A 24,244-nucleotide genomic window follows, 5' to 3' on the forward strand; every position below is an offset into this window, starting at 1 on the left:
GAGGACCATTGCCGGCCGCGTGGCGTCGGGATTCCCGCATTGTTGAGGCCAGTGGCGATATCCCGCAAAGACGTCGCGCCAGATTTCTGCAGTTCACGAATGGCCGGTGCGATGTCCGTCGCTTTGGCGTTGGCACGACGTGCAATGGCTTCGCGGCCTTTTGCGATGCTCTCTAAAGAAAGAGAAACCGGCTTAGATGGCGGATGAGAAGCCGAGAACGGACAGGCCCTGGGGCATACAGCCGTCTGAACGGAACATGATCCGGCCGCACCGCCTCAAACGGGCAGCGATCATCGGCAACAAGGGATGGGAAGGGGGCCGCGAATCGCGGATAAACTGGCACTCAGCCATGACTGACTCCAACTAGTCGGTTGTGGTTAGGCCGTCGCTCGGTGTTACAGCACCGGGTGGCGGCTGCCAAAAGCTCTCGCGCTCTGGCCTCATCAACGTGGAGGCCGCCAAATCAAAAAGCTAGACTCGTAAACGATACATCCGGCGCGATGGTTAACAGAGCGCTCTGTTCGTTTGGGATGATGACCCCTTCTGATCCGAAGTGGCATAGCAAGAGTTCGAATCTCTTCAGGCGCGCCAAACTACCACCACTCAGAATAAAACTGCGAACTCTGGCGGCGGCGCTATTTCGCTATTATTCAGACTACTGACCTCATGTGGAGGCTGTTTGTCGCATTGAACCCAAGTCGGACGTTCGCGGTCTAGCCTGCAGCAACTGAAAGCTGTCTTGCGCTCAACAGGCAGTGGCGTCTGAACTGGTCGGTTAACTGGGCTCGTCGAGCTTGTCGAAGCTAGCTACGACATCAGCATGGCGGATACGCTCCAGAGTGTCGTCAAAACTCTCGTTACGGTTACCCGGCTGAATATGCTGGCGGATAGCATCATAGTGTTTGCGGGCAGCAACGCGGGATACCGAACGTGTCAAATGGAGGCGCACCGCCAAACTGTCCGGGCTGTCGCAGCCTTCACGGACGACACTGCTCAGTGTAGCCAAGACAGAGGGGACGGGTGTCTGGTCGTCGGCGGCGCGCAGCCGGGCCGCGAGTAACCGGACAGGGAGACCCGCCAGAAATGCAAGATCGGGAACGAGTCGGGACGCGAAGTGGCGAGCATTTTTACACTGCTTGAGATTGGTGCTGCGTTCGAGAAATGCCTTTTCGAGTTCGCACAGTGGTACGCCGGACATCCAAATCGGCAAAAGCTTCCGCAACCAGGACAACGCATGTTTCCCTCGTGCCTCATCGTCGGTGAGGTTTTTGTAGGGTGTGCCAAACATTTCCTCCAGACTCTCCGGCCGCGCTAAGCTGAGCAATTGGCTCGGATGCGTGTCGAGCCAGTCGAGCAACGCCGAGATCACCTCGATCGCCGTTCCTGAAAAGGCGTTGGCATCCAATCGTTCGACGATTTGTTGAAGCAACGCGACGGAGAGGCCGGTTGCGCCAGAGACCTGCTCGATCCAGCGGTCGGGTTCGGGCAGGTCCAGAGTTGGTCGTGCGGCCAAAGCTGCCGCAACCCTCGTGCTCAGCCAGTCGGCATCAGCAGCAATTAGCGCGCGATAGGCGCTGAAGCTCCTGTTGAGGAGTAGCGCGGCTGGATCTGCCTCTGCGCCTGCGATCGCGAGCGGCAGCTTGCTCAAGAGATAAGCTGAGGCGCCGGTCTGCGTGACTCCATCGTGTATGCTGTCGAGCACCAGTTTCAGCGGGTCATCGATGACCAAGCATTGGTCAGCCTGTTCGAAGATTGCCTGCAGGTCCATCCAATGGCCGTTGATCCGGCTGTTCTGATTGTCGAAGTCAATGACTTTGCTCGGCACAAGCAATACGAAACCTTGCGCACCTTCACCGGCACGTCCTGCACGCCCTGCGGCGTTTAACAGCTCATGTGCCTCGAGCTTCTGCATTTTGTCAGCTTGCGGATCGAATCGGCTATCGCCCGAGATAATGACGACTTCACTCGGCAGGTTCATGCCCTGCGCAAGCGTCGAGGTCGCGAATAGCACCTTGATCCCGTCCGGGCGGCGAAACAGGCTTTCGTGTAGTTCGCGCTCTTCGCGTAGAAGCAACGCATGATGGCTGGCGGCTCCCATCCGAAGCGTGCCGTCAGCCGCGAGCTTCATGTAGCAATAGCCGGCTCCACCCATCTCTTCTTCGGCAAGGGTGCGCCATTTCTGCTCTTCCTCATTAAGCGCGATCTGGCTGGCAGCGACGCGAGCCGGATATCCCTTAACGCAGCTCTCGCAAAAGATGGTGGTTTGTACGAACACCAATGTCTTCATGCCCGCGCTCGCCGCGGCAGCGGCGATCGCGCCGCTCGTCTCGTTGCCGTTTGGAGTTAAATACCAGCTTCCACCCGATGCGCGGCCGCTCGATAGCAGGCGACGATCCGTGAGGAGCTGCAGCAAAGCGTAGTCACTTCGGTCAGTGGTCGACCAGGTCTGAAGGAGACTGAACAGGCCGAAAGGCTGCGCAAGTAATGCATTCTTCACCGAAGCGGGCGGCATGTTGTGATTAGGATAGTCGATGCGGGCTTGAGTCAGGTCTGTCTTAAGTGCGTTGATCTGCTCGGCGGGATAGACGACGCAGCCTCGTACCTGTCGGGTCGGCTTCCAGCTCAAGTCGAGCGTTAGACATTGCCGGCCGGTCAGGTGAGCCACCCAGCCGGCAATCTCCTGGGTGTTCTTCATCATGGCTGAGAGTAGCAGCAGGTCGGCGGCAGGGACGATGCGAGTCAAGTTGAGGATGGCGAGCATCGCGTCGAGTCCACGCCGGCTCCTACCATCCTCGCGCGGATGAAGAAGATGGCATTCGTCGAAAACGATGAGTCCTAAGCCAGCGAAAGCATCGTGATCGACCGACAGCAACATTAGACAACGTTCGGGGGTCATGACGGTGACTTCACCGAGCACAACTACATCACCGATGCCAACGTCATCCTCGACATCGGCAAGAATTTTGTAGTCTTGGAAGGTTCTTTTGAGTGAGCGCTGAGTCTGTCCGACGAGCGCATGGGTGGGTGCGAGAAAGATGACTTTCTCTCCGCGCAGAAGCGCGGTCGCGATCTTGAGTTCTGCAAGTGTCGACTTGCCGCCACCCGTCGGAAAACTAATCGCCGAGGATACGCCTTGCTCAAGATAGCCCTTCTCGATCGCCTCACGATGATTGCGCCAGAGATAGGGTCGCTGCAGGGCCATGCGACGGAGTACCTGCCACCAGCCATTGTCATCGACCCCGCCCGGTGTCGGGATGCGACTGAGCGCGGTCCCAATCAGGTCGCCCTCGAGTCCGAGCAGCAAATGGGCGAGATGCAAAGGGCCGGGATAAAGGCTAAGGAGTGTTTCACCAGCCACGCCCGCGCCATCAATTGGCTCGCTGGCAAGGTCGCGCACTTGTGCGAACAGCGCCCGCGCCGGTACGACGCCCCCCGCTTCGGGCTCGAGGTCAATGCGCAAGCGCAATTGCCGCGCAAGATTGGTGACGCCGCGTAGCAGCAGGAGGCGAAGCGCGTCGAGGGCGCGGAATCCGAGGTCATTGTCATCGAGATCAATTTCTGGCTCTTCCGCATCCACAACCTCCCCGAGTCTCCCTTGCGCAAGACCACGGATTGCCAACAACAAGGCGCGCTCGATTGGTCGGGCATCTGCTGCGGGCACGATACGCTTGGCAGCCTCGGCGGCATCGGCGTGCGCTTCCGCTAGAAGGAAAAGCAGCGTAGCGCAGATGTCAGGGCTAACTGCAGCCATGTCGACGTGACTAGTGGTCTCAGCTCTGCACAACGCGAGCGAGACGGCTTGATGCGCCGAGGCCGCAACGAACGCCGCCGAGGCGCGATTCTCACGATCCGGCAGCAAGGCGGTGTAGGTTTCGTGAGCGACGGCAATGCGGCGAAGCTCAGCGATTGTCGTGAGCATCGCTTCGTCGTCCGCTTCAACGGGCGCACCGCGCAGGCGGATACGCGCCGAAACGATGTCGGCAAATGCCTCGGTCAGCCGCTTAGGCAGATTGTTGAGGTCGAGCCCTTGGAGCGGGGGCGCCGCTCGGATCAGCGCCGCAGTGGTCGGATCAAACACTGGCGATGGCCTTGATTTTAACGATCACACGCGCAGCGAAGCTCGCCATCCAGCTGCGCATTGCCGGCAGGTAAATGGTGTCGGCGCGGCGGCGAATGGCAGCGCCAGGCGCGGATTCATCGAAGCCCTTGAACAGCCTGGCGCGGGCATCGGCGTTGTTGTGAGTGTCACCGATAGTTATGCTGACGCGGTAGCGTCGGGCATCGTGCCATAGCGTGTTGGCGATCGCGGTATCGAGGTCGAATGCGGGATCGGCTGCGGCGCGCGCGTCGAGCATCCCGCTTACCTCTTGGCTGAGTTCGTTCAGCCGCTCGCCTTTTTCGAGGGCGACGATGCCCGGCCAGACATCGTCGCGGATTGTGTCGCGGGCATTGTCGGTGGCCTTATCCTCGAAGACGATGACCGCGATGATCGCGGTACCAGCTTCGTTGAGTTCGAGTTGCATGCCGTCAAAGCCTTTGTCAGCCTTGCGTATATGCGGCATCCGGGTGAGTGAGGCGGAAGGCTGCTGGTGTGCGGCGATCCACGAGATCGCTTGGAATAGCCAGCCGTCACGGTGCCAGGGATCATCGCCCTCAGCGAGGGTCAGTTGCTTGATTGCGGCGTTCGCTTGCTCAGCGTGAGCCGCTGGGCCTGACACACCCGCGCCCGTCAGGATCTTGGCGACATGACGATATTGGCCGAGCACGATGCGCGCGACTCGCTCGGCGAGTACGTCCTCATCGTCGATGGTCCATGTCCAACCGTGGCAGAGTTCGCCATGATCGAGTGAGGCGAGCGTCAGGGTCATTGGTGAGACAGAACTAGTCGTCGAACTGTCAGAGGCGTACCTGTAGCGACATCAGGTCCAGCGCAACACGTTCGAAATATGATACTGAAACCACAGGTATATTTTTCGTTCGCACAAGACGAACAAACAATTGATCTATTCAATACCGCTTCGCCCCCTATGCCCGTCCTTTGACCATACCATAAGAACAAGGATGGTGCGACCGAGAAACACCAGTAACCGTTGGCCTCGTTAGACGTAGAGATATTGAACGGCTGCTTTAACGGCGTTCGGCAGAAGTCTATCTGCTGTATGCGGAGCCTGACCCGAGGCTTACTCTTTACGTCGGCTGTCGGTGTCGTCTGGTGTCATCGCAGTAGCCTTGTCACCTCGAATCTCTAAAATCTCTTCAAGCAAAAGGGCCGGAAGGCGATAGGTCTCCACCGGGGCTTGGCGAAGCCAATCCATAGCGTCTTCTGCATCCAGGTCACGTGACGGAGCACGAGGCGTTAAACGCGTTGCGGTGGCACGAGACAGTCCGTTCGACATGAGGCTGAGCGTTGTTTTGTCCGATGCGCCAAGCTCCAGAAATAGGGGAATTGATGGCAACGTCTTGACAGCATCCGGAAGATTAACGTCTTGGAGTACTTCGGCAAGTACTGCGCCGTAGCAGCTGAACAGCCGAACGCATTGGTATCGTACCCGCTTCTCAACAAGTTCGAGCGTATCACGAATAATTTCGCGGCGGTCACGATCAGGATTTCGGCGCAGTTGATTTTGAACGATCTGTGGTAGGGGCCGTCCGCGCATCCAGAACACCGCGATGAGTGCAAGGAAGCGATGTAGTCGCGAGGTATCGGGTCGGCCCTCGATGATCTTATGGCAGATTTCGAGAATGTCGGCGTAGGATTGGTAGGCGTCACGGTCACTCGGATGTTTAGGGATGAGGGCCATGGCACTCGCTGGTGTACTTTCGGCCCGCAAGCGCAGTATTTGATAAAGGGCCTGTTGCTTGTGCGGCGAGATGTTAGGGCTAATGCGTAGCACACTGGTAGGTAGGGTGATGTCAACGGCTGCTTCGGCAATTGCCTTTTGGAGTGCTAGAGAATCCGGTGTTGCGTCGCCGTACGAAGGGATGCGACTTAACATCTTCGTGAGCGTGCCGGAGAAATGCTCCTGCAGTAGCCGGCCAAATATAGCGTCGATGTGATCAATCTCACGGCGCTGGGTCTCTGGCTGTTCGATGACGCGTAAAAGGTCGGCGCCTTTCTGTAGGAGGCCCGCCTCGACCGCTGGAATGACGGTCGCGTCGCGAGGGTGGTCGAGCGGCTTCTTGCGCCAGTGATCGTAGTCGATGAGGAAGATGTTGCCCTGGAATTCTTTCATGAGCCGCCCTGCGCGGCCGGCTAAGTTCCAGAAGTCGACCGATTCCAGCGGGACCCGGTCGCCCTTTTCAGGACGGCAAAGAAAGAGGTTTTTAGCGGGAAGGTTGACGCCTTGGAGCAGGGTCGTGGTGCAGACGAGATAGTCGATGTCGCCCCGTATGACCGCTTCTTCGACGGCCGTGCGAATTTGCGTCGGCATGTTCGAATAATGGAACGCTACCCCCTTCTTCGCGCATGCCACCAACGCATATGACCAATGTACGGTCTCCGCCGCCAGCTGGGCGAGTGCCTGCCTTCGTGGCGTAGGCGAGCGATCGAGTCGGGCCGCGATTTCAAGCGCGATATGCTCGGCGTCGCCTGCACCATTCGCGTAGACAATGTTGGACGCGCCCTGGCCTAAACTGATGGCGAGGTTCACCAGTTTCTCGACACGGGTGACCGAGCGCCGCGCCAAGGCCAATCGGCCTATCTCAGTCAGTGTACGTGCGGGCTCAACGTAGCGGACAGTCAGGTCTCCTGCTTCCGCGTCATCAAACGCCGCGACCAGAAAGTTCTGGGCGACCGTCGGGTCGCCGCTGGGCATGATCGTTATGTCATCAAGGTTGAACATCCGTCCAAAGACGTCGAGGTTCCGAATGCCAGGACTGGCAAACAGGAGTTGGGTCGTCGGTAGACGCTGCAACAGGTCGTCTACTGTCCATTGCAGAAGTACGCCCCGCGCGCCATCGCCGACCGAATGGGCTTCGTCGACTATGATAATCTGTGCATGGAAAGTGGGATGGGCGCTCAGCATCATTCTAAGCCGTTCTTGGGTAAGAACGTAGATGGCGCGTCTGGGTAGGGGCTGTCCTGCCTCTACGGGGATCGTAATCACATCGACGTCGCTTGAAGCCCCTTCATGGCCGATGAGAAGCTTGCGAACGTCAGCGGAGACCTGCGCGATCAGAGCGCGAGTCGGAACGATGTAAACGATCGTCTGGGGACTTGACCCCTCCAAGCGCGCGGCAATGAAATTCTGCAGTACAAATGACTTGCCCGCGGAGGTCGGTGCTGCGACCGCCACTCGTTCTCCAGCAACCAAGCGACGCCAGAGGCCGAACTGGTAGTGGGTGAGCAGAACTGAACGATCGCGACGTGTAATGGTTCGGCGATCCGAAACGATGAGTTCCTCTGTGATAAGGCTGGCTGGGAGGGAGGGCATGGCGTCGCGGATAGAGGGACGCGTAGCTAGGGCAGGGAAGTTACCCAAGCGGGCTAAAACGACGCGCGTGGCTTGGTCAAGAGGTAGTTCCGATGCACCATAGAGATCGAAAGCGGATGTTATCGTTCGATAGGCTTGGTCGCGATGGTCAGCGGTTTTCGAACACGCGAGGATGGCCGATGCCCGGACGATGCGAACGATTTCTTCAAGGCCGGGGTGATCAACGGGACCAACACCGATGTCGTGTGCGAGCCATGCCCTTTGCAGGCGTCTCGCTGCGGCATGGAAGTGGGGATTAGCCCAAACCTTGTCAGCGAGTGGCTGCATTCTAATCGCGAGTCCAGCCAATCTGATTCTGGAAGAGGTCGCGTAGTACCGACACCGAGGGTACAGGAAATAAGAAGAGTTCTACCCTTTGATTGGTGAGGCCAGCATCCGTTAAAGCCTCCGCAAAGATCGGCCCAACCTCACGAAGTTTGGCAGTCGCTGAGGTTTTGAAATTTATATCGAAGTCTTCTAGTTCGTTTGGCGACCGCCCGGCGTAACCAGTGAAATCGAAGCCGATCAGACAGGTCACCACCTCGAGCCGATTATTGTAAGCCTCGTCGAAGGGGTCAAGGTAGCGAAGGAGTGCCGTTCGCGCCGTCTCATTGAGGCCAGAAAAGTCAATGTGTCGTTGTACGAGTTCGATCTCATGCTGCATCTTTTCGCGGCTTAAGCCAGTTTTGATAGACGTGACCGCAGACGCGATTGCTTTGGTAATATCGCTGTGGAGTTTGGCTTCTCCAGAGAAGAGAACAAGGCGATTAGTTTTTGCGTCGAAACGGACATGTATGCCGTCGGAGCCATAGACGGGCATTTGAGCGTTGGTCTTGAGTGACATCTTGGCAATGATTTGCGGTGCGTCCAGTAACCACTCTGTAAGAAGATACAGTAGCAGCTCGCCGGCTTCTCCAGTGCGCTGTGATGATTTTCTCGCCCTGATAAACAGCGAGCGTGCCTCTTGCTCCAAGCGTGAGATCGCTTGATGCCGTTCGAACGCTGTCTTCATGGTCTCTTGCGTCGCATAAACCGCCTCGACCTGCTTCCGTGGGAGGCTGAAATGCGTCAGATAGAGAGCAATTGTTCTAACGAGCTCTTCGACCGTAGCCTGGGCGTCCCGGAGCGCAGGATAGTGCAGACGTAGGTTAAGATGTTTGTGATTGGTGACGATATCGTGCTCTGCCGTATGGATACGTGACGACAGGACTGACCAGTCCTTCTTTATTATCGCCAGTGCGGTCGCCAGAGCGTCAAATTCCAAGATTCTGTCGCCAAGAACCGAAATCTAGAGCCGAGTCTGATTGAACCTAGCACTATCGCCGGCGATCGCCAATTGAGCAGTTGTTGGAGATCGCGCTAAGGTTGCGAGCGCTGCCCGGTCTAGGAGATCCGCCAAACCCGCTATCTCATCTTCTGCCCATGTTTGCCTTGAACGCTTATACCTTCCAAATAGACACAAAGCGTTTCCCACGAAGATTGGTTTGTAAAAATTATATAGTTATTTCAATGATATACGAGTTCGCAGTTTTATTCTGAATGGCGCACCATTTGACTGAGACAAATAACGCGAAGCATCGCGAGAATCAGATGTCTCGGATTTCTCTAAGTTATTGATTTTGTGAGGCTGAAGCAGTCCTGCCGGGCCCACCAATCTTTTCAATGACTTGCGAGGCGCCTCTTATTGGAGCGCTCCGGTGTGCCAACGGTTGTGCCAATGAAATGTCCTGCCGACGGTAACCGCGCGAAAGACGTGCCCTGTTATGAAGCGCACTATACCTTTGTTGAAAAGCTACAGACAATTTCGACCAAATATCGTCAACAACAGGTCGAAGGTACCGACCCGGTCGGCTTCATGCGTCATTATTACGATGCGTATGAACTGCTTCAGCAGGAGAGTGTGCAGAACTTCATTGGAACGGAAGCTTATACAAAGCATAAACAAAAGCGATTCCGGCAAGGCGATAATGAAAACATCACACAGAATGACGCCTTCTTTCTAAAAGACCCCGCAACCCACCTGCTTTATGAGCGGGCCTACGATCGCGGTGGAGCGTTATATTATGCGGGGAAGCCAAGCTTTGCGGAGATCTTGGCGGAATTCGAGAAGTGGTCGGAAAAACTATAACGACTCAAGGTTTTCGATCGATGAAGGAGCGCCTCTATCCAGTTGATGACTGATAAGGTTTGATGCCAAAGCTATCCAGTCACTGTTCACTGATAAGCATTTAGGGAAAACCTATCCAGTTCAGCTTTTTCTTATCGGTTACTGAGGCAACTCTCACAGTTTTAAGGTTTGTCCTATATGCGAGTTTTACGACCACTCTTTTGAGGTGCAAGGCTACGTTTAACTTGCGTGGTATCCGCCTCGGTAAAATACTTGAGAGTGTATTCTATAAATGCCTTTGCAACGCGGCGCTGTGCCACCCTGCCAACGCTCAGACAACCAACCTCAAGCGGGCGTAAGTTCTCTACGATCGGCAGATGACGAATGCGGGTGCCGTCGTAGGTCGCAGGGGAGTGCGGGACCAGGTTCAAGATTGAATATCCCAATCCATTACCAACCAGCGTTCGGACCATTTCGAAGTTGGTCGAACTAAACCTCAGGTTTGGTGAAATATGTAACCCATGAAAGAGCGACATGAAGTAGTCGCGGGTATGGGGCAGATCCATCAAAATCAGCGGCTCTGAGGCAAGTCGCTTTAGCGATACCTTCCGCGCATTTGCAAGCTCGTGATTGGCGGGAAGAACCACCTGCGGTGGAATAACTGCCAGGGTCAACCATTCGAAATGTTTGGGAATATCAAGGTCGAACGTCACGGCCAACTCATACTGGCCGCCAACGAGGCCGGATAGAATCTCTTGCTGATCGCAGACGTAAATCTTGACTGAAACACTCGGATGAAGCCGACAAAACTGCGCCAGCAAGTTTGAAAAATAGACAGGCCCCAAATTTGTAAAGCAGGCGACGCTTAGTTCTCCCTCCAGGGAGTGACCAAGCGCGCCGGCGCGCAATTGAAATTCATCCGCGCGCGCAAGCAGAGATCGCGCCTCTGCAACAATGACCTCGCCTGCAGGAGTTAGCTTCATTCCGCGTGCGGGTTGCCGAACGAACAATTGAATATCGAGTTCGGCTTCAAGGTCGGAGATGGCGACAGATACCGAGGCAGGCGAGATGTGAAGTTGTCGCGCAGCCGCTGTCACGCTCTTGTTTCGGGCAGCTTCCAGAAAATATTGCAGTGCGCGCAACGAGAGGCGATTCATATTTACCTAACGCGATCATAGGAAAATTCTGCTTTTCTAAATCTCTCAGATGCGGAAGGATTTCGCAAGCCGATTAACGGAGGAAGAAAAAATGCTTCTTCCCGCAACCAAGCTAGGGGATGTCTTTGAATAGCAAGGGTTCAGAACACAGTTCGACGAGAGCGCTTGTCACTGCGGTGCACGCGGCATCCGTGATGCTGGACAAGGCCGCATGCACCGCCAAAGCATGTGAGTTGATTGGAAAGGCCGCCGCGGACGGTTCCCGGTTTGCGGTTTTCCCTGAATCATTTCTTCCGGGCTTTCCGTTGTGGAATGGGCTTATCAGACCCATCGACGGTCATTCGATGTTTCGACGGTTCGCTGACAACTCTGTTCGTGTTGACGGTCCGGAGATGGCGGCGATAGCGGAAGCCGCGGCTAAACATCGCATATTCGTAAGCATGGGAATTTCGGAGGTTTCGCCTCACAGCGAGGGATGCTTGTGGAACAGCAACGTCCTGATTTCTGATCGTGGCGAGCTGCTCAATCACCACCGCAAACTTGTGCCGACGTTTTATGAGAAACTGAGTTGGACCAGCGGAGATGGGGCCGGCCTGAAAGTCGTGTCGACGAGTATCGGTCGTATTGGTTCGTTAATCTGCGGTGAAAACAACAATCCGCTCTCTCGATATACATTGATGGCACAGAGTGAGCAGATTCATACTTCAAGCTATCCGCCGGTCTGGCCATTTCGAAACCCGCTGGGGGCGAAGCCTTACGATCTCAGCGATGCGATCCGCGTCCGTGCTGCTGCTCACTCGTTTGAAGCGAAGGCCTTCACCATTGTGAGCGCCGGGTTTCTCGACGAGGAATCGCTTGCTGTGATTGCGAGCGGGAATGCCGAGTCGGAAGCCATACTGAGAGCTTGTCCTCGATCATGCTCGATGATCGTCGGGCCTGATGGCACGTTGCGCTCCGATATTCGCAGCGACGCGGAGGGATTTGTTCATACGGAGATCGATGTCGCCGAAATCCTGGAGCACAAACAGCACCACGATATGGCGGGCTATTACAACCGCATGGATATTTATTCGCTGCATGTTCAGCGTGCGCGACCGCAGCCGGCTTATTTTCGAGGAGATATCCTTGAGAGCGAGAACGACGCTTTCATAGATGGCGAAGGAATGGATTGACGCAAAGCAACGGAAGATCCGCATAAGAAAGTCGTAAATCAACAGGCATCGCGAGCCAGAGGGGAGACTCCCATGAGGACGTGTAAGGGTCGGAGTGTTTACGGTTTATTGGCTGCTGTATTTATCGTTTTAAGTCCGGCGACAGCCAAATCGGCGGAATTCGGAAAACCGGGAGAGCCGGTTCATTTGGTTGTCGGGCATCCTTGCTGCTACACCGAAGTATGGTCAGTCATGGTGTTGCACGGGAAGGAGCTTTGGAAAAAGTACCTCCCACAGGGTTCTACCGTGACATACGATGTGGGCCTGCAAGGCTCGACGATCGTAAATTCGATGTTGGCCAAGAAACAGCATATCGGGTACATCGGCGATCTTCCTGCAATCATCGCGACCACCAAAGAAAATGTTGCTGATGTCCGGATCGTGGGGGTCTCCGGCGTTGCCTACGATCAGTGCAACATTCTTCTCGCGCGGAAAGACGCTCCGGAATTCAAGTCCGCCGACGAAGCCGCCAAGTGGTTAAGCGGCAAACAGATGGCCGTTCCCAAGGGGACATGTTCGGATATCTTTGCGCGCTCGGTGTTCGAACGGGCAAACGTTAAGCCGGCAGCTTACCTCAATCAGAACGTCGAGGTTATAACCAGCGGTTTCCGGGCAGGTAAGCTTGATGGCGCCGCAATCTGGGAGCCAGTCGCCGCAAGACTTGTAGAGGAAGGCTTGGCGCGCCGCATCTCCTCCGGTGTCGACTACGGTCTGAAAGACTCGTCGTATATCGTGATGAGTGCGGAATTGATCAGCCAGCGCCCTGATGTCGTTAAGGGGTGGCTGAATGCTGAACTCGATGCGCAGCAGTTTCTGGCTGATCCGGCAAACGCCGCGGAAGTCATCAAGCTCGTTATGACGCAGACGACGGGATTTCCTGAAAAGTCCCTATGGTCGGCGCTTTATGCAACCTATCCGAAGGAGCAGGGTGGCACCAATCCCAGGATGGAGTTGCCATTTGCGTTCACTCCCGAGGTCATGGGTTTGATGAAGAAGGGAACTGATTTTCTCTATTCGATAAAGGGAATCGGTACTGCTCAGCTTCGACCTGAGGCTGTCATGCCGCAGTTCGCCGAGGCGGTTTTGAAGGACAGGAAGCTCAGCTCTCCGGTTGGAGCCGTGCCAGCACTTCCCGGTTCAGCGTATCATGGCAAGTGATACAGAAATGGGTGCGGTGGACCGCCATCGCACCCAGGGTCCCTCGGCGGGTCCTGACATGCCAGCGTCCTTTGGCGGATATCGCATGCAGCTCGAAACGGCGCTCTATCAGCTCAAGAGCTGGCTAAAAAAGTCCGCGTCCCTATTTGATGGTTCTCGGGTTCACGCTGCTGATCGGATTTTGGTGGCTCAGCGTCGAGGTTTGGAAGCTTCCGCGCTTTGCCGGAATGCCCGGCCCAACGGCCGTAGTGCGCGAATGGTTCAGCCGCGAGCCGATGTTCGGTCTTTCGTTCTACACGCCGGATTATTACGTTCACATCCTCACGAGCCTGCAGCGTGTTTTCATTGCCTTTGTGTTGTCGACCGTCATCGGTGTTCCGCTTGGGCTCATCATTGGATGGTCCCGCACCGCGCGCGAATACATTTTTCCTGTCTTGGAAATGTTGCGCCCGATTCCGGCTCTCGCATGGGTACCGCTTGCGATCCTGATGTTCAAGAGCAGTGAAGGGCCGGTTATATTTCTAACCTTCTTGCCTGCTTTTTTCGCAACAACACTCAATTCTATGTTGGGCGTTCATTCCATCGATGAAAGTTACTTCCGGGCTGCCGATTGTCTCGGCGCTTCGCGATGGCAGGTTTTTAGACACATCGTTGTGCCGGGATCTCTGCCGTTCGTCTTTACCGGACTGGAAATATCGATTGGGCTTGCTTGGTTCTCGCTGGTCGCAGGCGAAATGATCGCCGGCGAATACGGTCTCGGCTACGTTATCTACACCTCCTACACGATGGTGAGCTATCCGACGATTGTCATTGGAATGATCACGCTCGGCGTCGTTGGCTATGTCTCCAGCGCCATGATCCGCTCGGTCGGGATGTTCCTCATGGGCTGGCGCACTCGTGAACTCGGGCTCGGGGGTCAATGATGCAGACATCGCTCGAACAAACCAAAGCGCGCTCCCTTCGCGGTACCATTCGGATCGAAGGTGCTGTGAAAATCTACGGAAACCCCGAAAACGGCGTTGTCGCCGTCGATCATTGCTCACTCGAATGCCCGCCTGGCCAGATCACAATGGTGGTAGGCCCGTCCGGTTGCGGCAAGACAACGCTTTTGAACGCGATTGCCGGGTTTCATTCACTGACGAGCGGCGCGATCTATCTCGACGATGAGATGCTTTGCGGCCCCGGTAAACCTAAAGCAGACCCAGGTTCAGACCGCATCGTCGTGTTTCAGAACGGCGCACTGTTTCCGTGGAAGACAAATATCGAGAACGTTGTTTTCGGCCCCGTCATGCAAGGAAAACTGTCGGTCAAAGAAGCCAAAGACAAGGCACGCATGATGATGGCTGAGGCCGGATTGTCCGGCGTTGAAAATGAATATCCCGGCCAGATTTCGTCCGGAGTGCGCCGACGTGTCGAGATCGTTCGCGCGCTGATGAATGATCCCAAGGTTTTGCTCCTCGATGAGCCATACCGGGCGCTCGATTCGTTGACTAAATCGGTTATGCACGAGTCGCTTCTCGAGACCTGTTATCGAAACCGCATCACGGTTTTCTTTATTACTCATGATCTGGAAGAGGCCATTTTTCTCGGCGATCAGGTCGTCATCATGACCTCGCGCCCTTGCAGAACGAAGAAGCTGCTCAAGATCGATCTGCCTCACCCGCGGGATTACAGCATCGTGACGTCACGGCGCTTCCGTGAGTTGATGGACGAGACGATGGATGCCGTACATGAAGAGGCGATGAAAGCCTTCGAATTAGGCGAGCGAGAGGGGTAGACTTCATGTTTGCACTGGCCCGATTGCCTGCCGCGCTTGGAACGCGCGCAACTGCGCGAGCTGTCATAGCCATTACTCTAGCCGTGGTGTTCTGGGAGATTGGCTCGAGGTTCGGTGATTGGACCGGAGCGCGGTTGCCATTTATCGGAGTCGTCCCGCCACCAAGTCGCGTGCTGTCGGTGTGGTACAATCTGATCGGCGATTACGGCTATTGGCAGAGCTGGTATCTCAGCTTTCTCCGTGTTCTTGGCGGTTTTGGCGCAGCCATGGTGCTGGGAATTCCATTCGGTATGGCATTAGCCCTTAATCGAACATTCTATCAGACAGCCTTTCCGACCTTTGAGGTCTTGCGTCCGATTCCACCGCTCGCATGGGTGCCGGCGGCGATCCTCTTTTGGCCAACACAAGAACTGTCGATAGCGTTTATTACTTTCCTCGGCGCATTCTATACGATCGTCATCAACGTTGTTGGCGGCGCGCGAAGTATTGATGCGCGATATATTCAATCCGCTTATGCAATGGGCGCCTCACGGTGGACGGTGTTTCGTCGGGTGGTCCTGCCATCGACATTACCCTCAATCATCGTCGGCGCGTCCGTCGGCATGGGAGTGACCTGGGAAGTGGTTGTGGCGGCCGAGATGATATCCGGTGGTGGCAGTAGTATGGGGAGCGGCACCGGTGGCACCGGAGGAGGCCTCGGGTTTTTCATTTGGAATTCCTATACCGGTGGATCCTACGAGCAAATCATCGTCGGCATGATCAGTATCGGAATCGCCGGTTACATCTCCAGCTCGGCGATTCGTGCGCTGGGAGACAGGATCGCGCCATGGTTGAAGCCACGATAACGCGGGCAGGGACGATGAAAGAAAAATCGGTTGGCGGCGAACTCGAGGTTCGTGATGTGTCGAAGTCCTACGGCACGGATCGTTATCCAAAGACGGTCGTAGATAATTGTTCGTTCACTGTGGAACGTAGCAAGCTGACCGTGATGATAGGCCCGTCAGGCTCTGGCAAGAGTACGATCGTGAGATTGTTGGCCAGCTTTGAACAACCCACCTCGGGAGCGGTGTTGTTGGACGGCAAGAAGGTGACAAAGCCGGATCGCGAAAGGCTTGTCGTGTTTCAAGAATCCGCATTGTATCCTTGGATGACGACCTATGAGAACGTTGTGTTCGGGCCCAAAGCCCAAGGACGACAGGGAGCATCGCTTGCGGACGCCGCACGCGATGCCATTGACCGTGTCGGGCTCAATCAGTTTCAGAAATCGTACCCAAATCAATTGTCTGGGGGCATGCAGCGCCGTGCCGAGTTGGCGCGTGCACTCATCAATGATCCTGCGGTCATGATCCTGGATGAACCGTTCCGCGGCCTTGATGCGATGACGAAGGGGCTGATGCAGGAATACTATGCACAGCTATTTGAAAGCTCGCGGAATACACATTTATTTATCACGACGGATATTGATGAAGCGATTTTCCTCGCTGATCGTCTACTTATCATGTCGAATTTTCCGCTGCGACTGCGGCAGGTCATCAAGGTCGATCTGCCACGCCCACGTCGGTTGGTCGATGTCGTGACAAGCGATACAGCGAACCAATTAAAAATGACTGCACTTTCGATTTTGCACGAAGAGGCTCTAAAATCTTTTGCAGTTGGAAATCAGTCGGCAGATCATCTCATCGAATCTTATAAGCAACGCTATCGTGCCGGCCCCAACTAGCTTGTGTGCGCGCCATCATGGGGTTATGCAGCCTCGGCTTCCGCGTTCACACCGGACTTTGCAATGCTGGAAAGTGTCTGGTCCGTTTTTCTTTCTTCGGCCAACGTCTCTTTTAGAAGTTGGCTGGCTTTCTTTAAACCGAGTTCGTCTGCCCAAGTGATGAGCGTTCCGTAGCGAGAGATTTCATAATGCTCAACGGCTTGAGCGGCAGCGAGTAGGCCGGCATCCAGGGCAGGGGCGCCTTTGTACTCAGACATGATCTCTTTGCCTTCGTCCAAGATCCCCATAATTGCATCGCAGGTTTTGCCGCGAGTCGTTTCACCAAGCTCCTCGAAGACGGATTCAAGGCGCTCGACCTGCCCCTCTGTTTCTTCGAGATGCTTTTCGAAAGCTGCCCGCAGGTCATCGCTCTGAGCTGCCTTCGCCATCTTCGGCAATGCGCTCATGATCTTCTTTTCAGCGAAGTAGATATCCTTGAGCGTGTCATGGAATAGATCCTTGAGAGTTTTAGCCTTCGCCATGGGTGCCAGCCTCTAATTGGGGTGTGTGCTCGCGTCGAGAACAGGTCAGATGTCAGCGCGTACCGATGCGTTGGTGTCGCGGTCAGAAACCGGCAAAATGACCGCGTCCATCGTCCCCGTTGTGGCCGGTTGTCACCCGGCGCGAGTGTTCATTAATGTTTTCGTATTGATATGGTTTCATCTATCTAGCCGGAGCTTAACTTCGATTCGTGAGGGAAACGCCTTCGGCGCCTCTCCGCTTGGTCAGTTGGTGTGTCAAGCCAAACCCGTTGGGGTGCCTTTGTTATGGCCCTTGTGCACAGTTTGGTACTCGCGCGCGTGCCAGCAAATACGGAGCAGATGGGCCACCTCATCGCGGGTAAGCCAGCGGTCACGGGCTTCCCCTTTGGGTGGCAAAACCACACGTACGATGCCACGGTGGAAGATTTTGCGGCGTGGGGATGGCGTATAGCGTTTCTCTTGAGCGCTGTGCTCGTGGTTCTTCCTGCCGATAAGCTTCGACTATTTTTCGTCGTGGTACTGATTGCGCTCGCGGCTCAAATGGCTCTCTACGCATTTGGAATTCGGTTTATCTAAATGGCCTCCATAACAGCACCATCGGTTTTAAGGAATGTGATGACTGAAAATCTGGCAAAGCATGCACTTCTCGAGCGCCGGATTTCCAAATTATTGGAATGGGGAACATGGATCGGTTGCGCTATCGTCAGCGTCGGCATCACCATGGGGCTATTTGCGGCTGTTGAGTTTCAGCCCGTTTCCGTGCGTCTAGTGTCGATAGGCATTGCCATCTTTATCGCCATGCCGATTCTCGGAGTCGCCGTGATGACGCTCACATTCATCCGCGATGAAGACACAGTTTTCGCGATCATTTCCTTTCTGGTCTTGCTGATTATAGGGTTAGGCGCTGCTATCGGTGTTCTTCACGTCGATTCGGTTCTTTAGCGGCGGCCTCGCGCGCGTCAGCGACAACATGCTGAAAGCCTTCATAGGTGAGAGCTTGATTGACCCGGAATTTTCCAACTAGAAACCCTGGCGTGCCCTGTAAACCAATAGCGTCGGCTTGTTCGAGATTTCGCTTAATGAGTGCGTCGATGGCCGAGGCATTGATTTTCATATCCTGATTCAGTCGATCTATATCGACGTCAGTCTTTCTAATTGCAGCGAGCATTTTCTCGACCGCGACGCCAGTACCCGGAATATTCATCATCGCTTCGTGAGCTGCGAGATATTTGCCTTGATACTTTGCGGCTAACGCCAGTCTCGCCCCGGAAATCGATGTTTCTTCCAAGATTGGCCAATCTTTGTAGACCACCCGAATGTTGCCGTCAGAGCGTACAATCCGCTCAAGGTGCGGTGCGGTCGCCTTGCAAAACGGGCAATTATAATCGAAGAAATCGATGATGGTCAGATTGCCGTTTGAATTGCCAGCGGTCGGCGACTCGGGATCGTTGAAAAGCATATGCTTCAACTCCTCGAGCGAATCGTCGGCTCTCACTCTTGGTATGAAGAAAAGCGCCGTCGATGCGGTGGCTAATCGCAGAAATGACTGTCTGGAGAGTTCGATGGTCATTTTAACTCCGGTGTAATGTGCTGCGCGACCAATGCCGCGTCACAAACGTGCATAAGATTCAGGAAGAGTGTGCGCGATTGCCGCGCGTTGGAAACGTCCGTTGCAGATGAGAGCTCGCGTTCGTCAAGTCGGTGGATCGATAGCGTCTCAAGGTCAATTGATTGAGTAACTGGCGGATCGCACGTCGCGTTTTGCTCGCACCTTTGATACGTGACACGTATCTCTCCTTTTTCCGGTATGTCCTCAATGATGTTCGCCATGGCGATGCCGCGGTAAATTTCTTTTGTTGGGGATATTGAAGGATGCACGCGCAACCCTGGCGCGCTCACCATCCTTAGGGGGCGTCCATCGATCGTGACTTTTATGGTGTCGCGGTAGAGAAATGATTTGGGTGCGATAATCCAAGTCAATTCGAGGCCAATTGACTCGTCGTCACGTTCCACGCTGAACTTGACCCTCTGATCTAGGTCGTCAGGCGTTGCCCCGAAGGCCGAGGTGGTCGCGAGGGCCGCAATCGGTAAGATGACCAGTAGATTGCGCAATTTTCGGCTATGAGACATGGAATACCCTGAATTCGCATGCTCTTTGTTGCGTAGCCACCTTAAGGCAGCCTTAAGTGCTCGCGCGCTGGTTGACCACCTTCTGTGATGGCGGCCTCCGTTCTAGGATTCAAGTAGATGCTTCACCGCAAACTGCTGACTTCGCCAGTCAGGGTTTCCTTAGAAAGTTCGCCAGCTTCGACAGATTGAATTGTTCCATCACGTCCAATGAATAACGTCGTTGGCAGGCCTCGTATTCTGTAGTGCCGAGCGAGTTGGCCATCGGCATCAACTACAACGGTGTCGAGCGAGATATTCTGTCTATTTAGGAAAGTGGTGATCGTAGATTGATCGTCTCCTTGATTGGCAAAGATAAAATCAACAGAAGATTGCCCGTGTGCAAATTCCGCCATCATGGGTAGCTCTCGCCGACAGGGCGGGCACCAGGTCGCCCAGAGATTGAGTACCAGTGGGCGGGTCAATTTCGCTCCCAAAACGATGGCTCTGCCGTCTGTTGTTTGAAACGACGTCGTAGGCAGCGGAATGTTCATATTGCTCTGTGCTGAGACCAAAAGGACAATTCCAACGCCGGCCGCCGCAGCACCGATCGGAAGACTGCTCCATGCCAGCAACCTAGTGTTTCGCAAGTAGAGGAGGGTTGCTGCTGAAGTCGCAATTAAGCCGCCGATCCAGGAAAAACCACCCTGCCAAACGGAAAGGATTCTTATCGGCTCTTGAATAAAGTCTGTGGGATATTGAATGATATGCCCGATCCGGGAACCTAAAGGGAAAATGACGATGACCAATGACGCCCATGAATGAAAGCGGTCATCCACCTTTGTCGCCATAAGCAATGCGACGACAATAAATGCCAGAGCCCCGATAACGGCAGCAAAGTGCTGGGTCGAGAGCATCAACGGCCCAATCGCGACCGCACCCATTATTGCTCTCCGCCGCGCGAGGATGCCAACAGCGATTGGGTCGATATTTCCCCGACCAGACGTGTTGCAGGAATTTCATTCGCACTTTTGTCGAAAAAAATCATGGTCGGAGGACCGATAACATGAATATCGCGCATCAGTGCGCTGTTGGCGGCGCTGAGGTTCGTGACGTCGACTTTGATGCGATGATAATCATGCAGCGCAGCCTTCACGTCAGGCGAATCCAAGACCTCTCGATCGATCGTCTTGCAGGAAACGCACCACTCCGCAGTCACATAGACTAGCGTCGGCTTGTCGTCGTCGCGCGCAAGGCGAAGTTGCTCCTGGAGATCTGTCGTTGAGGATGCCTTCGTGAAAGAAATATTCTCGGCTTCAGCCCTTCTGGTGGTCACGAAGATGGATTGTAAAGGGCGAAGAGGGTCTGTGGCTCCACTTGACGCACCCACGAAGAGAATGGCGCCATAAAGTAGCACTACAATTCCGGCTGCCTTCTGCAGTCGGAAGCGTGGTGCGTCATAGGCGAAATTTTCGAATACACCCAGGAATACCGACATCGTAATCAAAGCGATCGCACAAAGAGCCAAGGAAATGTGGGGCGGCAAAATCCGGCTTGCCATCCAGATTGCAGCAGCCAGAAATACGAAGCCGAAGGTGTATTTGACATACACCATCCAGCCGCCCGCCCGCGGCAGTATGCGTCCCCCCAATACACCCAGCAGGACCAAAGGAAGACCCTGGCCGAGACCGAGAGAAAACAGTGCGGCCGCACCTAGCCGAGCGTTACCGGTTTGCGCGATATAGAGAAGGGCCGCTGCTAATGGTGCAGTGACACAAGGACCGACGATCAACGCCGATGTGAATCCCAACAAGACGGTTGAGCCGAATGATCCAGTCCTGCTTTCCTGAACGCTGCTGATCTTATTAACCCAGCGGGAGGGCAACTGAATTTCGAAAAAGCCGAACATTGACATCGCCAATACTGCAAACAGACCAGCAGTTGCGATAACTGCATATGGAGATTGCAGAACGATCTGGAGATTTTCTCCGGACCATGCCGCCGCTATGCCCAACATGCCGAAGGCGGTGGCCATGGCGACGACATACGCTGAAGACAATGCAACGCCGCGTGAGGCGGAGAGCTGTTCACCCGAACGAGCGAGTGTTGCAGCGAGGATGGGATACATCGGTAAGACGCAGGGCGTAAACGCGAGGAAAAGGCCGAATACGAAGAAGCTAGCTATTACCCAGATCGGCCCTCCGGAATGAAGTAGCGAGCTCACAAGTCCGGAATCGGTGTCTTCCGCCAGATGAAATCCGCTTGCGGTTGCCTCTGCGGGAGCAGAGCGAATAGTCTCCGAAGAAATAATGCTCGCAGTATCTGAGACGGAAAGTGTCTTCAGGTCGATGAATTTTGTAATCGGCGGATAGCAGATGCTGTTTTCCTTGCAACCTTGGTATTGGAGTTTGATCTCGGCGATAGCAGAAGCAGGAACGGAGGTCGAAAGGTTACTATGGTAGATTACGGTAGATCCAAAGGTTGGATCTAGCTTGGTAACGCCTGCGGGAAGAATGAGGTTGATTGACTTTTGGCTAGATGTATCGCCAGCGCGGATATGATCTCGATAAAGATAGTAGCCCGGAGCAATCTTCCAGTGCAGAGCGACCTGGTCGTTTTCGCTTCGATCAACCGACAGTCTGAAAGCATCATCGGCTTTCAGGATGCTTGTCTGGGCTGATGCGTAGGAAGCTCCTATTGCGGTTACGATAAAAAAAGCCAGAAATAATGTTCGTTTCATGGATCTCTCTTTGGTCCGCTATCTCAATGGAATGTTTGTTTGACAGTTGCGTCAGCGCGCGAAGTGTTGAAGTCGCGTGATGAGACTTTCGGCATCGAAGCTACCAACGGATCGTGTTTTGGGATATTCGCGCCCCGTATGCGTGTCGGAGACGAAGACGGTCGGTGGCCCATCTACCGCAAGCGATGTGAGCAATTTCTTGTTGCTCTCGCTCATTGACGTCACATCGATGCGAATCAGCGCCATTTGAGCCAGCAGCTCGGCAACCTCCGGATTGGGCAGAATTCGCTCGGTAATGATCTGGCAGAATTCGCACCAGTCTGCGCCGATCTCGACCAGCGCAAAGCGGCTTATCGTGCTGGACGTACGCAGTGCCGCGCCGTAGCCCTCAATAGAGCTGATGGGGCCGATTTTGACACCTCGCGCAATGACCGCCGCACGAGCGAATCCGAGTCGCAGCATTGCACAGGCGGTAGCGCCACCAGCAAATGCTCGTCGCGTCAAAGGGGTGGCTTTCCACCAATTGGGGGCGGGTGGCTGGAATGGTCGATGTTTCTGGTCCAAGGCGGGTCCTCCACAACGGTCCCGCACTGACCTTCTCGTCCTACCTTAATGCAGGCTTAAGAGTGTGATTCCACGCAACCGATCAGGATTTGATTGGGCTGGATGGTAAGGTAAGAGAACTCATAGCCGGATCAGGAATGACGACGATTTTCGTGCCGTTTCTGACATTATTGTACAGGTGGATTACATCCTGGTTTAGGAGCCGAATGCAGCCTGACGACACGGCTTTGCCAATCGATCCCGGTTCACTAGTGCCATGCAGGCGGTACAGAGTGTCGCGCCCATGGTCGTGAATATAGAGCGCTCGCGCGCCAAGTGGATTACGCAGGCCGGGCTGCATTCCGCCATTCACTATGCTATATCGCTTGAGTTCGGGTTGCCGCTGAATCATAGAATCTGGTGGTACCCATCGCGGCCATGCGCGTCCATATGCGACCAATGCGCGTCCAGACCATTCGAATCCTTCCCGTCCCACGCCAATCCCGTATCGCGTGGCGCGTTGTCCGGGCAGGACGTGATAGAGATATTTGGCAGGCGTATCGACAATCAAAGTACCTACGTCTTCTGACGAGGTGTAATCGACGTCCCGACGCCAATAACGCCGTTCGACTTGGCTGACGTCTACCTCCGGGATTTGGAAGCCGCCATCGGACAGAGCGCGGTACATCGGGGGAACGGTCGGTGACGTGTCCGGATAGCCTGCGCTCGAAAGTGAGCTCGGCGAGTTGCCGTCGGTGACGCAACCGGAAAGTGCAAATGCGCTCAAACCAAGCAAAGCGCGCCGTGAAATCTTGCTTGAATCGCCAGAGAGTAAGTCAGCGGCTATGTCGCTTGGAATAGACGACAAAAGCCTGAGTACAGAAGCGGCGCGCATTGACGATCCTCGTTGTGTCATGAGGACAACCGTAGGATCGTACGAATCTTAAACCAGCCTTAAGAGGCCGACACTTTGTAACACCTACAGGCCATGTGTCGTCGCGGTTGCCGGCGTAGGTGCGAGCGTGCCGAGCGCGACCCATTCATTACTATCGCTTTGGCTCTGACGCTTGACGTAACGATACCCTGTAGCGTCCCACCGCAGGATTTGAGAGCTCTCATTATCCAAGATGAAATCGCCCTTGTCCGACACGACCGTTAGTACAGCGTGTCCTTCGTCATTCTTGTCGTGAACGACTGTGATCAGTAGCGATTCGCGGGGCCAGCCTGCGCTCATCAAGATCTTGCGTTTTTGCAATACATATTCTTCGCAGTCGCCGTATCCATCCGTGGGATATGACCACTTTTCGATAGTGCCCCAATGATCCATGTCGGTGATCGGCTTAATCTTTTCGTTAACCTGACGGTTGACCCTTAAAAGATCGTTCCAAGCTTCCTGCGTCATGACAATGGCACGAGGCATCGTCTTAGTGGTGCTACACTCCGCCGAATTGTCGCGGCAAAACTGTACCCAGCCCATCGGAGATCGCACCGAGGTGCCAATGCTGGCGTGGATTGACTCCTCCTCAGCATTTGCAGGTCCCGCATATCCAATAGATAAGATGCAGGCTAATAAGCGGGTTAAGAGAGCGAAGTCTCGTTTCGTCTTGAACATATTGGCCCCCTGTTTTGACAGGCCTTTGCTCTCATGACGAATTTCACGGGAATATAAATTATCTCGTCAAATTTGAAACAACCGCTCTTTTAACCAGGACAAGGCAGACCATTTATCAAA

Annotated in this window: 21 protein-coding genes; 8 read left to right on the forward strand and 13 right to left on the reverse strand. The window is 54.8% G+C overall.

Translation table 11 applies throughout. The features are described 5' to 3' along the window. Positions 1–775 precede the first annotated feature (775 nt). From AFIDRAFT_RS13750 to AFIDRAFT_RS13765, 4 genes are all read right to left on the reverse strand, one after another. Positions 776–4,078: a DEAD/DEAH box helicase gene (locus tag AFIDRAFT_RS13750; protein ID WP_009340078.1), complete on the reverse strand. Its 3,303-nt coding sequence runs from the start codon at positions 4,076–4,078 to the stop codon at positions 776–778. Next, complete coding sequence (locus AFIDRAFT_RS13755; RefSeq protein ID WP_009340079.1) at positions 4,071–4,868, reverse strand: hypothetical protein; 798 nt, start codon at positions 4,866–4,868, stop codon at positions 4,071–4,073. The genes AFIDRAFT_RS13750 and AFIDRAFT_RS13755 overlap by 8 nt, the downstream gene beginning before the upstream one ends. Before the next feature lie 312 nt (positions 4,869–5,180). Then, positions 5,181–7,760 carry a DEAD/DEAH box helicase gene (locus AFIDRAFT_RS13760; RefSeq protein ID WP_009340080.1) on the reverse strand — a complete coding sequence of 860 codons (2,580 nt, stop codon included), beginning with the start codon at positions 7,758–7,760 and terminating at the stop codon, positions 5,181–5,183. Position 7,761: 1 nt separating this feature from the next. Continuing rightward, on the reverse strand, positions 7,762–8,736 hold the full coding sequence (locus AFIDRAFT_RS13765) for a HamA C-terminal domain-containing protein (RefSeq protein ID WP_009340081.1): 975 nt from the start codon (positions 8,734–8,736) through the stop codon (positions 7,762–7,764). Positions 8,737–9,189: 453 nt separating this feature from the next. On the opposite strand from AFIDRAFT_RS13765, the gene AFIDRAFT_RS13770 reads away from it, so the two are divergent. Continuing rightward, positions 9,190–9,600 carry a nucleotidyl transferase AbiEii/AbiGii toxin family protein gene (locus tag AFIDRAFT_RS13770; protein ID WP_050789606.1) on the forward strand — a complete coding sequence of 137 codons (411 nt, stop codon included), beginning with the start codon at positions 9,190–9,192 and terminating at the stop codon, positions 9,598–9,600. 173 nt (positions 9,601–9,773) lie between these two features. Here the strand turns inward: AFIDRAFT_RS13770 and AFIDRAFT_RS13775 are convergent, their stop codons facing one another. Then, the gene (locus tag AFIDRAFT_RS13775) at positions 9,774–10,736 is read right to left on the reverse strand and encodes a LysR family transcriptional regulator (RefSeq protein WP_009340083.1); all 963 of its coding nucleotides are present in this window, start codon (positions 10,734–10,736) and stop codon (positions 9,774–9,776) included. Positions 10,737–10,855: 119 nt separating this feature from the next. Here AFIDRAFT_RS13775 and AFIDRAFT_RS13780 point away from each other — a divergent pair, with 119 nt between their 5' ends. The 6 genes from AFIDRAFT_RS13780 (at position 10,856) to AFIDRAFT_RS13805 (ending at position 16,602) form a co-directional block, all read left to right on the forward strand. Further along, positions 10,856–11,908 carry a carbon-nitrogen hydrolase family protein gene (locus tag AFIDRAFT_RS13780; RefSeq protein ID WP_048756786.1) on the forward strand — a complete coding sequence of 351 codons (1,053 nt, stop codon included), beginning with the start codon at positions 10,856–10,858 and terminating at the stop codon, positions 11,906–11,908. Positions 11,909–11,980: 72 nt separating this feature from the next. Beyond that, entirely contained in the window at positions 11,981–13,105 is a 1,125-nt protein-coding gene (locus AFIDRAFT_RS13785; protein WP_009340085.1) for an ABC transporter substrate-binding protein, read from the forward strand. 149 nt (positions 13,106–13,254) lie between these two features. Further along, positions 13,255–14,028, forward strand: coding sequence for an ABC transporter permease (locus AFIDRAFT_RS13790; protein ID WP_009340086.1), 774 nt, complete (start codon positions 13,255–13,257; stop codon positions 14,026–14,028). Continuing rightward, positions 14,028–14,882, forward strand: a complete 855-nt coding sequence (locus tag AFIDRAFT_RS13795; protein WP_040298474.1) for an ABC transporter ATP-binding protein — start codon at positions 14,028–14,030, stop codon at positions 14,880–14,882. Before AFIDRAFT_RS13790 ends, AFIDRAFT_RS13795 begins: the two co-directional genes overlap by 1 nt. A 5-nt stretch (positions 14,883–14,887) precedes the next feature. Then, positions 14,888–15,727, forward strand: coding sequence for an ABC transporter permease (locus AFIDRAFT_RS13800; protein WP_009340088.1), 840 nt, complete (start codon positions 14,888–14,890; stop codon positions 15,725–15,727). Beyond that, the gene (locus AFIDRAFT_RS13805; protein WP_009340089.1) at positions 15,709–16,602 is read left to right on the forward strand and encodes an ABC transporter ATP-binding protein; all 894 of its coding nucleotides are present in this window, start codon (positions 15,709–15,711) and stop codon (positions 16,600–16,602) included. Before AFIDRAFT_RS13800 ends, AFIDRAFT_RS13805 begins: the two co-directional genes overlap by 19 nt. 23 nt (positions 16,603–16,625) lie before the next feature. Here AFIDRAFT_RS13805 and AFIDRAFT_RS13810 read toward each other — a convergent pair whose 3' ends face one another. Then, positions 16,626–17,123, reverse strand: coding sequence for a YciE/YciF ferroxidase family protein (locus AFIDRAFT_RS13810; protein ID WP_009340090.1), 498 nt, complete (start codon positions 17,121–17,123; stop codon positions 16,626–16,628). A 615-nt stretch (positions 17,124–17,738) separates the two neighbouring features. On the opposite strand from AFIDRAFT_RS13810, the gene AFIDRAFT_RS13820 reads away from it, so the two are divergent. Beyond that, positions 17,739–18,065: a DUF1634 domain-containing protein gene (locus tag AFIDRAFT_RS13820; protein WP_009340092.1), complete on the forward strand. Its 327-nt coding sequence runs from the start codon at positions 17,739–17,741 to the stop codon at positions 18,063–18,065. Here AFIDRAFT_RS13820 and AFIDRAFT_RS13825 read toward each other — a convergent pair. The 7 genes from AFIDRAFT_RS13825 to AFIDRAFT_RS13855 all read right to left on the reverse strand — a co-directional run bounded on the left by AFIDRAFT_RS13825 (position 18,031) and on the right by AFIDRAFT_RS13855 (position 24,124). After that, entirely contained in the window at positions 18,031–18,693 is a 663-nt protein-coding gene (locus tag AFIDRAFT_RS13825; RefSeq protein ID WP_009340093.1) for a DsbA family protein, read from the reverse strand. The genes AFIDRAFT_RS13820 and AFIDRAFT_RS13825 overlap by 35 nt on opposite strands. Beyond that, positions 18,690–19,253 (reverse strand): protein-disulfide reductase DsbD domain-containing protein, encoded by a 564-nt coding sequence (locus AFIDRAFT_RS13830; RefSeq protein WP_009340094.1) that lies wholly within the window; start codon positions 19,251–19,253, stop codon positions 18,690–18,692. Before AFIDRAFT_RS13830 ends, AFIDRAFT_RS13825 begins: the two co-directional genes overlap by 4 nt. Before the next feature lie 122 nt (positions 19,254–19,375). Beyond that, the gene (locus AFIDRAFT_RS13835; RefSeq protein ID WP_009340095.1) at positions 19,376–20,173 is read right to left on the reverse strand and encodes a TlpA disulfide reductase family protein; all 798 of its coding nucleotides are present in this window, start codon (positions 20,171–20,173) and stop codon (positions 19,376–19,378) included. Continuing rightward, positions 20,173–21,969: a protein-disulfide reductase DsbD gene (gene dsbD / locus AFIDRAFT_RS13840; protein WP_009340097.1), complete on the reverse strand. Its 1,797-nt coding sequence runs from the start codon at positions 21,967–21,969 to the stop codon at positions 20,173–20,175. Before dsbD ends, AFIDRAFT_RS13835 begins: the two co-directional genes overlap by 1 nt. Positions 21,970–22,020: 51 nt before the next feature. Beyond that, positions 22,021–22,533: a thioredoxin family protein gene (locus AFIDRAFT_RS13845; RefSeq protein ID WP_156786900.1), complete on the reverse strand. Its 513-nt coding sequence runs from the start codon at positions 22,531–22,533 to the stop codon at positions 22,021–22,023. A gap of 82 nt (positions 22,534–22,615) precedes the next feature. Next, positions 22,616–23,407, reverse strand: a complete 792-nt coding sequence (locus AFIDRAFT_RS19525) for a L,D-transpeptidase (RefSeq protein ID WP_009340103.1) — start codon at positions 23,405–23,407, stop codon at positions 22,616–22,618. Positions 23,408–23,491: 84 nt separating this feature from the next. Beyond that, entirely contained in the window at positions 23,492–24,124 is a 633-nt protein-coding gene (locus AFIDRAFT_RS13855; protein ID WP_009340105.1) for a transglutaminase-like cysteine peptidase, read from the reverse strand. Positions 24,125–24,244 lie beyond the last annotated feature (120 nt).

The organism is Afipia sp. 1NLS2, from assembly GCF_000178995.1.
Lineage (GTDB): Bacteria > Pseudomonadota > Alphaproteobacteria > Rhizobiales > Xanthobacteraceae > Afipia.